At 76.7% G+C, this 11,372-nt stretch carries 9 protein-coding genes; 5 read left to right on the top strand and 4 right to left on the bottom strand.

Annotated elements, in window-relative coordinates; translation table 11 throughout:
• Positions 1-4: 4 nt before the first annotated feature.
• Positions 5-463, bottom strand: coding sequence for a Rieske (2Fe-2S) protein (locus ISOVA_RS06610; protein WP_013838473.1), 459 nt, complete (start codon positions 461-463; stop codon positions 5-7).
• A gap of 73 nt (positions 464-536) precedes the next feature.
• On the opposite strand from ISOVA_RS06610, the gene ISOVA_RS06605 reads away from it, so the two are divergent.
• Both ISOVA_RS06605 and ISOVA_RS06600 read left to right on the top strand, forming a co-directional pair.
• Positions 537-956, top strand: coding sequence for a hypothetical protein (locus tag ISOVA_RS06605; protein WP_013838472.1), 420 nt, complete (start codon positions 537-539; stop codon positions 954-956).
• A 274-nt stretch (positions 957-1,230) separates the two neighbouring features.
• Positions 1,231-3,426 (top strand): RecQ family ATP-dependent DNA helicase, encoded by a 2,196-nt coding sequence (locus ISOVA_RS06600; RefSeq protein ID WP_041295217.1) that lies wholly within the window; start codon positions 1,231-1,233, stop codon positions 3,424-3,426.
• A gap of 4 nt (positions 3,427-3,430) precedes the next feature.
• Here the strand turns inward: ISOVA_RS06600 and ISOVA_RS06595 are convergent, their stop codons facing one another.
• A complete protein-coding gene (locus ISOVA_RS06595; RefSeq protein ID WP_013838470.1) occupies positions 3,431-6,724 on the bottom strand; it encodes a DEAD/DEAH box helicase in 3,294 nt (1,097 codons plus the stop codon).
• 112 nt (positions 6,725-6,836) lie between these two features.
• Between ISOVA_RS06595 and ISOVA_RS06590 the strand changes: the two genes are divergently transcribed.
• Entirely contained in the window at positions 6,837-7,592 is a 756-nt protein-coding gene (locus ISOVA_RS06590; protein WP_233275962.1) for an alpha/beta hydrolase, read from the top strand.
• A gap of 21 nt (positions 7,593-7,613) precedes the next feature.
• Here ISOVA_RS06590 and hisD read toward each other — a convergent pair whose 3' ends face one another.
• Entirely contained in the window at positions 7,614-8,939 is a 1,326-nt protein-coding gene (gene hisD, locus ISOVA_RS06585; protein WP_013838468.1) for a histidinol dehydrogenase, read from the bottom strand.
• 59 nt (positions 8,940-8,998) lie between these two features.
• Between hisD and ISOVA_RS06580 the strand changes: the two genes are divergently transcribed.
• Both ISOVA_RS06580 and ISOVA_RS06575 read left to right on the top strand, forming a co-directional pair.
• Positions 8,999-9,229 (top strand): RNA-binding S4 domain-containing protein, encoded by a 231-nt coding sequence (locus tag ISOVA_RS06580; protein ID WP_013838467.1) that lies wholly within the window; start codon positions 8,999-9,001, stop codon positions 9,227-9,229.
• Between the two features lie 125 nt (positions 9,230-9,354).
• Complete coding sequence (locus ISOVA_RS06575; protein WP_186004578.1) at positions 9,355-10,929, top strand: HNH endonuclease signature motif containing protein; 1,575 nt, start codon at positions 9,355-9,357, stop codon at positions 10,927-10,929.
• Between the two features lie 33 nt (positions 10,930-10,962).
• Here the strand turns inward: ISOVA_RS06575 and ISOVA_RS06570 are convergent, their stop codons facing one another.
• A complete protein-coding gene (locus ISOVA_RS06570; RefSeq protein ID WP_013838465.1) occupies positions 10,963-11,367 on the bottom strand; it encodes a pyridoxamine 5'-phosphate oxidase family protein in 405 nt (134 codons plus the stop codon).
• Positions 11,368-11,372 lie beyond the last annotated feature (5 nt).

The raw sequence follows: 11,372 nt of genomic DNA, 5'->3' as shown, positions 1-11,372 counted from the left end.
ATCGTCAGGCCAGCACGACGTCGCCGTCCACGACTGTGACGGACACCTCGCCGAGCGGCTCGGACGCGGGACCGCCCAGCACCGCGGCGTCCTCGAGCGTGAAGCGCGAGCGATGGCACGGGCACTCGAGCTCGCCGTCGCCCGGGACGACGGTGCAGCCCTGGTGCGTGCAGACCGCGCTGAACACGTGCACCTCGCCCTCCACGGGCTGCGTCACCAGGACCGGCTGACCGCCGACCTCGGCGCTGGCCGCCCCGCCCACGGGGACCTCGGCGAGCGCGATGACGACGGTGCCGGCGCCGGCCGAGCTCACGGACGCCGCGGACTCCCCCGGGTCCGTGCTCTCGGCGCACGCCCCGAGCACGGACGCCCCGACCACGGCGCCCGCCGCGGCGCCGGCGCCCCGGAACAGCTGGCGACGGGTCGGCCCGCAGCACGGCGCGGGCGGGGTCGGTGCGGTCATGCGCTCCTCCAACGTGTCGGCGGGGCGCGGCGCCCCGTGTCCTCCGGCCGGCAAACCTGGCAGCATGTCCAGCATGAGCGGCTCGCCCTCGTCGACGCCACCCTCCCACGGGCGCGGTGCCACCGCGCACCCGGTCGCCCGGGCGTGGCGCTGGGTCGCCGCCGTGGGCGTCCTCGTCTCCGCGGTGGTGCACCTCGTCCTGTGGGTGCACGGGTACGCCGACATCCCCGTGGTCGGTCCGCTCTTCCTGCTCAACGCCCTGGGCGGCGCCGTCCTCTCGGTGCTGCTCGTCGCCTGGCGCCACTGGCTCCCGCTCGTGGGCGGGATCGGCTTCGGGGCCGCGACCCTCGTCGCGTTCGTGCTCTCGGCGACGGTGGGCCTCTACGGGGTCCACGCGACGTTCACGGGGGTCAACGAGTTCGTGGCCGCCGCGGCCGAGTGCGTGGCGGTCGTCGCGTCGGCCGTCGCGCTCGTGCGCGAGCACGCGCACTGACCGCCACGCGCCGACGGCCCGGCCGGTGCCTGTGGAGGAGCGCGCACGGGCGTCGGCCCCTGCGCCTACGATCGACCGGGTGAGCCACCCCGACGACCCGTACGCCGACCTCGAGCTCGTCCCGTCGGACGACGACGCTCCCCCGCCGGACGACCTGCCGCCCGAGCCGGACGGGTGGGCCGACGTCGCGGCTCCGGTGCCGCCGTCGGGCACCCCGGGACCGTCCGCACCGCCTCCGGCGCCCGACGAGGCCGCGCGGCGCGCGAAGCTCGCGATGTTGCGCGGGCTCCTCGACTCGGCGGGCGAGGGCGGCGGCACGCTGCGCGAGCAGGCCGAGGAGGCGCTGCGGGCGCTCGTCGGGCGCGACGACGCGGCGCTGCGCGACGACCAGTGGCGCGCGATCGAGGCGCTCGTGGCGTTCCGCCGGCGCGCGCTCGTCGTGCAGCGCACCGGATGGGGCAAGTCCGCCGTGTACTTCGTCGCGACGTCGCTGCTGCGCTCGCGCGGCGCCGGGCCGACGGTCATCGTCTCGCCGCTGCTCGCGCTCATGCGCGACCAGATCGCCGCCGCCGAGCGGGCCGGCATCCGGGCCGTGACCATCAACTCGGCGAACGTCACCGAGTGGGACGAGATCCACCGGAGCATCGCGGCGGGCGAGGTCGACGTCCTGCTGTGCTCGCCCGAGCGGCTCAACAACCCGGGCTTCCGGGACGAGGTCCTCCCCCGGCTCGCGGCCGACGCGGGCCTCGTGGTGGTCGACGAGGCGCACTGCATCTCGGACTGGGGCCACGACTTCCGTCCCGACTACCGGCGCATCCGCACTCTCCTCGCCGACCTGCCGCCCGGCATCCCCGTGCTCGCGACGACCGCGACCGCGAACGCGCGCGTGACCGCCGACGTCGCCGAGCAGCTCGCGGTGCACGCCGACGGCACCCCGGCCGACGACGTGCTCGTGCTGCGCGGCGGGCTCGACCGCGAGTCGCTCCACCTGGCCGTGCTCGAGCTGCCCGACCAGCCGACGCGCGTCGCCTGGCTCGTCGAGGCGCTCCAGGACGTCGACGGGTCCGGCATCGTCTACTGCCTCACTGTCTCGGCAGCCGAGCAGGTCGCCGAGCAGCTGCGCGGCGCGGGGCTCGCCGTCGCCGCGTACACGGGACGCACCGACCCGACGCAGCGGGCCCAGCTCGAGGAGGACCTCAAGGAGAACCGCGTCAAGGCGCTGGTCGCGACGTCGGCGCTGGGCATGGGCTTCGACAAGCCCGACCTCGCGTTCGTCGTGCATCTCGGCGCCCCCTCGTCGCCCATCGCGTACTACCAGCAGGTCGGCCGTGCCGGGCGCGGCGTCGACGACGCGGTGGTCGTGCTGCTGCCCGGCCACGAGGACAGGGCCATCTGGGACTGGTTCTCCTCCCAGGCGTTCCCGGCCGAGGCGCAGGTCCGTGCGACGCTCGGCGCGCTCTCGGCCGCCGACGGGCCGCTGTCGACGGCCGCGCTCGAGACGCACGTCGACCTCAAGCGCTCGCGCCTGGAGACCATGCTCAAGGTGCTCGACGTCGACGGCGCGGTCCGCCGGGTGCAGGGCGGCTGGGTCGCCACGGGCGCCGAATGGGTGTACGACGCCGACCGGTACGCGCGCGTGACCGAGACGCGGCGCGCCGAGGAGCAGGCGATGCTCGACTACGTCGCCACGCCCGGCTGCCGCATGGCATTCCTGCGCGCCCAGCTCGACGACCCCGAGCTGGCCGACGGCTGGCGGTGCGGTCGCTGCGACCGGTGCGACGGCGTCACGCTGCCGGCCCCGCCCGACGCCGAGGCCGTGGCCGCGGCGCGCGCCGAGATGGACCGGCCGGGCGTCGAGGTCGAGCAGCGCAAGATGTGGCCCACGGGGCTCGCCACGCTCGGCCTCGAGCTCAAGGGCCGCATCCCGGCCGACGAGCAGGCCGAGCCGGGGCGCGCGGTGGCGCGGCTCGACGGCCTCGGCTGGTCCGTGCCCCTGCGCGAGCTCTTCGCTCCCGGCACGCCCGACGGCGAGGTCCCCGTGCCGCTGCGTCACGCCGCGGCCCGGACGCTCGCGGCGTGGGACGCGGTCCACGCCGGCGACGGCGACGAGCGCCGGGTCACGGTCGAGGGCGTGGTCGCGATCCGCTCGGTGACCCGCCCGCAGCTCACCTACCACCTCGCCTCGGGGCTGGCCGCGTACCTGGGCGTCCCGCTCATCGGGTCGGTCGGGCCCGCGCCGGGCGCCGAGGAGCCCGGGCGGCACGACGTGAACTCGGCGATGCGCCTCGCGGGCGTCGCGCGGCGGCTACGGCTCGAGCTCGGCGAGGCGGCGCTCGCGGGGCTCCCGGGCCGCACGGTGCTGCTCGTCGACGACTGGACCGAGTCGGGCTGGACGCTCACCGTGGCGGCCCGGTTGCTGCGGCAGGCGGGCGCGGCCGCGGTCCACCCGTTCGTCCTGGCGGTCCGCTGAGGCCCTACGCGTCGAGCAGGCCGCGCACGTCGTCCGCGGCGAGCGCCCGCGCGAACGTGCCGTGCTCGTCGTCGACCACGGCGTCGAACAGCGCGGCCTTGCGCCGCGCGAGCGCCATGACCTTCTCCTCGATCGTGTCCGCGGCGACCAGGCGGGTCACGACGACGTTGCGCGTCTGGCCGATGCGGTGGGTGCGGTCCACGGCCTGCGCCTCGGCGGCCGGGTTCCACCAGGGGTCGAGCAGGTAGACGTGGTCGGCCTCGGTGAGGTTGAGCCCGAAGCCGCCCGCCTTGAGGCTGATGAGGAAGACGGGCGCGTCGCCGTCCTTGAAGCCGCGGACGACGTCGGCACGGCGGCGCGTCGCGCCGTCGAGGTAGGCGACCCGGATGCCGGCGTCCTCGCAGCGTCGCGCGACGCGCTGCAGGAACGACGTGAACTGGGAGAAGACGAGCGCGCGGTGCCCCTCGGCGGCGAGCTCGGCGAGCTGGTCGAGGAGCACGTCGAGCTTGGCCGACGGCACGCGGGCGTACTCGGCGTCGACGAGCGAGGCGTCGAGCGCGAGCCGGCGCAGCGTCGTCAGGGACCGGAAGATCGCGACGCGGTTCGCCTCGAAGTCCTCGAGCAGGCCGAGCAAACGCCGACGCTCGCGCTGCAGGTGCGTGTCGTAGACCTTGCGGTGCTCGCGGCCGAGGGGCACGCGCAGCACCTGCTCCTGCCGCTCGGGCAGCTCGGGCGCGACCTGCTCCTTGGTCCGACGGAGCATGACGGTGCGCAGGCGGCGCCGGAGGCGGGCGAGCGCGCGGTTGCCGGCGGCGACCACCGCCGGGTCGTCCGTGAGCGCCCGGGCGCCGACCGGCCGGACGATCTCGGCGCGGAACCGCGCCTCGGACGGGAACAGGCCGGGGGCGACGATCGCGAGCAGCGCCCACAGCTCCGTCAGGTCGTTCTCGAGCGGCGTGCCCGTGATCGCGAGCCGGAACGACGCGCGGACGCTCCGTGCGACCTGGTGCGCACGCGTGCGGTGGTTCTTGACGAACTGCGCCTCGTCGAGGACGAGGCCGGCCCACTCGCGCGCGCCGAGCGCCTCGTGCTCGAGCCGGTGCACCGCGTACGAGGTGACGACGACGTCGGCCCCCTCCACGAGGGCGTCGACCGTCGTGCGTGCCCTGCCCGCCGTGGACGTGAGCGTGCGGACCGTCAGGCCCGGCGTGAAGCGGGCGGCCTCGTCGGCCCAGTTGCCCACCACCGACGCGGGTGCGACCACGAGGAACGGCGGCGCGTCCGGCTCCACGGCGCGCGCGTGGGCGAGGAACGCGAGGGTCTCGACCGTCTTGCCGAGACCCATGTCGTCCGCGAGGATCCCGCCGAGCCCGTGCCGCCACAGGAACGTGAGCCACTCGAACGCCTGGTGCTGGTAGGGCCGCAGCTCCGCGCGCAGCCCGGCGGGCGCGGGCAGCGGCTCGTGCGCGGCCGCGCCGTCGGCCAGGTCGCGCAGCCCCGCGACGGCGCGGCGCCAGCGCTCGGACGCCTCGACGACGTCGGCGAGGTCCTCGAGCTCGGCCCACAGGTGGCCGTCGTAGCGGCTGACCCGCGGCCGGCCGGGCACGTCGCTGAGCGCCGCCGCTTCGTCGATGAGGTCCTTGAGCCGGCCGAGGACGGGCTGGTCGAGCCGCATCCACGACCCGTCGACCAGCAGGAGGCGCCGGTCGCCCCGGGCGAGCGCGGTGAACAGCCGCGAGAAGGGGATCTCCTTGCCCGCGACCGTCACCGTGATGCCGAGGTCGAGCCAGTCCAGGTCGCCCGACGGCGCGCCGTCCACGACGACGCGCGGCGCCGCGTCCAGGTGGAGGTAGCCCGGGACGTCCGTCGCGTCGACGCGCACGTCGCCGGCCGCCTCGAGCGCGGGCAGCACCCCGTGGGCGAGGTCGAGCGCGTCGAGCCCGGTGAAGCGGTGCTGCAGACCCACCTCGAAGCGCTCGAAGCCCGGGACCGCGCGCACCGCGGCCTGCGCCTTCTCCCGGATCTCCGCCTCGGCGCCCGCGTCGCGGAGCGGGTCGGCGGGCGCACCGTCGAGCGCGACGGTACGCGGCGTGCCGTCGTGCCGGGGGTACTCCCAGGCCCAGGAGAGCTCCGCGTGCTCGGGTGAGGAGAAGGCTGCGGTGGCCACGAGCACCGGGCGGGGCGGCGCGGGCAGCTCGAGCGTGCCGTCGGACACCACGGTGGCCGCGCGGCGCAGCGCGGGAAGGTGGTCGGCGAGCAGCTCGGGCACGTCGGCGTCCGGCACCTCGACGGGGCCGACCGTGAGGAGCTCGCGCGCGCCGCCGGTCAGCCGCCGCGGCACGGGGCCCAGGAGCAGCACGGTGCGGCCCTCGCGCACCTCGGCCGCGTAGAGACCGGTGTCGCCCACGCTGCCGAGCCGGGCGCTCGCGTCCGCGTCGACGCCGTCGAACGCCACGACGGGTGCGAGCCGCACCCCCGCGGCCGTGGCGCCGGCCTCGAGTCGCAGCAGCGCCGCGCCGGCCAGCACGACCTCGTCGCGCGTGCCCTGGCCGACGAGCGGGATGCCGAGCTCGGCGGCCTCGGCGAGCAGCGGCCAGACGGCGCGCCCGCCCGCCGACAGCGGGCGCCACGCCGCGCCGCCGCGGCCGAACGCCACCCGGTCGCGCAGGACGCCGCCCAGGTCCGCGAACCAGCGACGCACCTCGGGGGCGGGTACCGCACGGGTCTCCGCGAACGCGTACAGGCCTGTCGCGAGCGCGTCCCAGCTCGCCTCGGGCGCGGCCTTCCAGCCGCCGCCGCGCGCGGGCACCGCGGGGCGGACGGTGAGCTCGGGGCGCAGGTCCCCGAAGGCACCGTCGAGCCGGAAGCGCAGCGCGACCGGCAGCACGCCGCCCGACGCCGGCCCCGCCGTCGGGCCGTCCGTGCCCGCCGTGACGGGCGCGAGCACGTCGCGCCAGCCGCCGTCCCGTGGCCGCTCGGGGCCGCGTCCCTCCTGGCCGTGCCGGCCCACGTGCAGCAGCGTCGCCGCGACGTGCTTGCAGTCGGCCCGGACGGGGCACGAGCAGGACGAGGCCTCGACCGCGTACCGGCCGTCCGCGCCCACCGTGAACCACACGTGGCACGTGTACGGCTGCGGGCCGCTCCCCGCGACGCGCGCGGTCAGCGTCAGCCCCTCGGCGTCCCACCGCCACGTGCTGACCATGCCCGCGCGCTCGTATCCCTGCGCCCGCCGGAACGTCGCGGCGCCGACGATGCCGCCGACGGCGACCGGGTCGATGCGGGGCGGCGCGGCGGGCATGGGTCCATGCTCGCACGGGCCGGGGACACGGCCGCGGGCCGACGTCGTGACTGCTTGGCACAGTATTTCGGTCGCCGCCGTGCGCACGGCCGCCGGGACCGACGATGGACCCGTGGACCAGGTGAGGCGAGGGCGCGCCGCGGCTGCGGTCGCCGCGGTCGTGGCGCTGACCGCCGGGCTCGCGGTGGGCGCCGCCTGGCTCGCGCAGGACGCGCTCGTCTACCACCCCGACCGGGGCTCCCCCGGCCCGACGGCGGACGTGATCGACGGCGGCGAGGACGTCACGCTCACGACGGACGACGGGCTCGAGCTCCAGGCATGGTTCGTGCGGCCCACCGCCGCGGACCGCCGGGCGGCGGTGCTCGTGGCGCCCGGCAACGGCGGCAACCGGCTCGGACGCGCGGCTCTCGCCGAGCTCCTCGCCGAGCGCGGCTTCGCGGTGCTGCTGCTCGACTACCGCGGGTACGGCGGCAAACCCGGCCGACCGTCGGAGCGCGGCCTCCTGCGCGACGCGCTCGCCGCCCAGCGCGCGCTCGCCGATCGCGACTACCCGGCCGACCGCACGATCTACCTCGGCGAGTCGCTCGGGACGGGGGTCGTGGCGGCGCTCCAGGAGCAGGTGCCCCCGGCGGGCCTGCTGCTGCGCTCGCCGTTCACGTCGCTCGTCGACGCCGGCGCCCACCACTACCCGTTCCTGCCCGTGCGGGCGCTGCTGCGCGACCGCTTCGACGTGCTCGAGCACGTCGCCGTGAGCGACGTCCCGGTGACCGTCGTCCACGGCGACCGGGACGAGGTCGTCCCGCCGGCGCAGAGCCGGGCCGTGGCCGACGCCGCGGCCCGCCTCGCCGATCAGGTCGGGCTCGGCTGAGGGGCGCGCGGGCGCGCGGCGCTACTGCAGCCGGCCCCGGACGGCCTCGCCGTGCGCGGGCAGGTCCTCGTCGTTCGCCACCGCGACGATCCGGTCGGCGACCTCCTCGAGCGCCTCGCGCGTGTACTCGACGACCTGCACGGACTTGAGGAACGAGTGCACGCCGAGCCCGCTCGCGAAGTGCGCCGAGCCGCCGGTCGGCAGCACGTGGTTCGAGCCGGCCATGTAGTCGCCGAGCGACACCGGGGACCACGGGCCGACGAAGATCGCCCCGGCCGATCGAACCCGCTCCGCGAGCGCCGCGGCGTCCGCCGTCTGGATCTCGAGGTGCTCCGCGCCGTACGCGTCGACGACCTCGAGGCCGTGCTCGACGTCGTCGACCAGCACGACCGCCGACTGCGGGCCGCCGAGCGCCTGGGTCACGCGCACCGCGTGCTTGGTCGCGTCCGCGAGGTCGGCGAGCCGCGCCTCGACGGCCGCCGCCAGCTCGACCGACGGCGTCACGAGCACCGAGGCGGCCATGGGGTCGTGCTCCGCCTGGCTGATGAGGTCGAGCGCGACGTGACCGGCGTCGGCCGTGTCGTCCGCGAGCACGGCGATCTCGGTCGGGCCCGCCTCGGCGTCGATGCCCACGACGCCGCGCACGAGCCGCTTGGCGGCGGCGACGTAGACGTTGCCGGGACCCGTGACGACGTCGACCGGCTCGCACAGCACCTCGCCGTCCTGCGGCTCGCTCCCGTCGGCGCCGTAGGCGAACATGGCCACCGCCTGGGCGCCGCCCACCGCGTAGACCTCGTCCACGCCGAGCAGCGCGCACGCCGCGAGGATCGTCGGGTGCGGCAGGCCGCCGTTGTCCTTCTGCGGCGGCGACGCCACGGCGAGGCCGGGCACGCCCGCCTCCTGCGCCGCGACCACGTTCATGACGACCGACGACGGGTACACCGCGAGCCCGCCGGGCGCGTAGAGCCCCACGCGCTGCACGGGGATCCAGCGCTGGCGCACCTGGGCGCCGTCGGCGAGCGTCGTCGTGTGCTCGACGGGCCGCTGCTCGGCGTGCACGCGCCGCACGCGGCGGATCGCCTCCTCGAGCCCCGCCCGCACGCCGGCGTCGAGTGTCGCGAGGGCGTCGTCGAGCGCGGCGGCCGGAACCCGCAGGTCGGCCGGGCGCACGCCGTCGAACCGCTCGGCGACGTCGCGCAGGGCGGCGGCGCCGCGACGGCGGACGTCCTCGAGGATCGGGGCGACGGCGTCGACCGCCTGGTCGACGCCGACCTCGGCGCGTGGGAGCACGCCGAGCAGCTCCTTGCGCGAGAGCTGACGGCCGCGAAGGTCGATGCGCTGGATCACGCGGCCAGTCTAGGTCCGCGGCCCCGGCGGACGCGCCGGCCGTCCCGGACAATGGGCGCATGACGAACCCCCCGATCGAGGTCCCGATCCGCGACGACATCATCCGCCTGGGCCAGTTCCTCAAGCTCGCCGGGCTCGCGGAGTCGGGCACGCAGGCCCGGGACCTCGTGGCCGACGGCGAGGTGCGCGTCAACGGCGAGGTCGAGACGCGGCGCGGGCGTCAGCTCGTCCGCGGCGACCGCGTGACGCTCGCCACGCCGCAGGGCGACGAGTCGGCGGTCGTCGCCTGACGCTCCGCTGGGGGCGCGGCGAACGCTCGCGGTGCCGGTGGCATCTGGCAGGGTCCGGGTGTCGGCCGAGGTCAGGGCTCTGCACCCCATGCGCGGTGTCGGAGGCTTCCACTATGATCGAACACATGTTCGAGTGGAGCGATGCAGCGCACGGCGGCAGCCATCCCGCCCGCGTGTCGCGCGCTCGGACGGGCGGTCCCGGCGCTGCCCGTGCCCCGGTCGTGCCGGGACCGCCCGCACCCTCGCCCGTCGAGGCGGTGCTGGGCTCCGCGGTGGAGCGTGAGCTCGCGCGGATGGTCGACGAGGTGTTCGTGCCCGACGTCGCATGGTTCGCCAACGGCGATCGTGCGCGTGCCGCCGTCGAACCGGCCGCGAGCCTGGCGGCGGAGCTGGACGCGGCGCTGCCGGGTCCGGGGCTGGCGTCACGGCTGGTCGCGCTGGAGCCGGCCGACCTGGACGACCACACGCTCGTGGAGGTGCTGGCGGCGTGGGAGCGGGTCGCCGCGTGGGCGCAGGCCGGGTCGGCGCGGGCGCTGGCCGAGCTGCTGGAACGCACCCGCGGGTCGGCCGAGCACGAGTTCACGGTCGACGGGGTGGCCGCCCGGCTCGGGATGACGCGGCACGCGGCCGCGCAGCTGGTCACCGTCGCGCACGGCACCGCCGGGCTGCCCGAGGTGGCCGACGCCCTCGCGACCGGCCGGATCGACCGGCGCAAGGCCGAGACGCTGATCGCTACCGGCCGCCTGCCGGACGACCGGCGCCGGGCTGCGGTGCGCGAGGTGCTGCCCGAGGCGGAGCGCCTCACCGTGCCGCAGCTGCGCGAGCGGCTGCGCCGTGCCGAGATCCGCATCGACCCGGACGGCGCCGAACGGCGGCACCACGCCGCCCGCTCCGAGCGGTTCGTGCGCCTGGAGCCGGTGGACGACGCGATGGCCTACCTCACCGCCTACCTGCCCGCCGACGACGCCGCCCGCGTCCTGGCCGCGGTCGAGCAGGTCGCCGTGCCGATGCACCGCACCCCCGGGGAGACCCGCCGCCTCGACGCGTGCCGCGCCGACGCCCTGGTCGGCCTCGTGACGGGCGACCTCACCCCGACCGGGTCAGTGCACGGCTCCGCGACCGGGCCGGCGACCGGCCGCCGGCCCGGCGTCCAGGTCACGGTGGCCGCCTCCACGCTGCTCGGCGCCGACGACCTGCCCGGCCTGCTCGCCGGCCACGGACCGGTTCCCGCGGCGGTCGCCCGGGCGCTGGCCGCCGACCCCGACGCCACCTGGCGGCGGATCCTCACCGACCCCGCCACCGGCGTCCTGACCGACCTGTCCTCACGGTCCTACCGGCCCAGCCCCGCACTGCGTGCCGCGGTCATCGCCCGCGACATCACCTGCACCTTCCCCGGCTGCCGCGTGCCCGCCTGGCGCACCGACCTCGACCACCTCGACCCGTTCGACCCGGACCGGGACGCCCCGCAGACCCACGGCGACAACCTCCACGCCCTGTGCCGCACCCACCACCGCGCCAAGACCCTCGGCGGCTGGCACGTCACCCACGACCCGGCCACCGGCACCACCCGATGGACCGCACCCACCGGCCACCAGCACGACCGACCACCCACGATCGCCGACCCCGCCCACCGACCACCGCGCGAGGAAGGCCCACCCGGCAGCACGGCGGAACAGCAGACCGGCCCACCCCCGTTCTGAGGGATCGGCCCGGCGGCTCGTGCCGTGGGCGCTTCACGCCATGTACGCCGACGCCATGACGCGGTCGGGCGTGAGGCGCAGCACGACGCGCTCGGGGTCGTGCTCGAGCTGGCGGTACCGCCGGGCGTAGCGCGCGACGGCGTCGGCCACCTCGTCGGGGTCCTCGCTGACCTCGATCGTGCCCTCGAGCGTGAGCCACCGGCCGCCCTCGACCTGGCACACGGCCGCGCGCGGGGGCGACCCGTCGGGGAGCCGTCGGCGCGCGTTCGCGGCCTTGACCGAGCCGCGCTTCGTCGTGATCCGCAGCAGGCCCGCGTCGGCGTCCCAGGTGAACGCCACGGGAACCACGTGCGGCGAGCCGTCGGCGCGCAGCGTCGTGAGCGTGGCCAGGTGTCGCTCGGTGACGAAGACGAGCTGCTCGGGGTTGAGGCGGATCACGGGGC

Origin of the sequence: Isoptericola variabilis 225, from assembly GCF_000215105.1 — a bacterium.
In the GTDB taxonomy this organism is placed as follows: domain Bacteria; phylum Actinomycetota; class Actinomycetes; order Actinomycetales; family Cellulomonadaceae; genus Isoptericola; species Isoptericola variabilis_A.
This window is presented reverse-complemented; position numbering and strand designations above follow the sequence as displayed.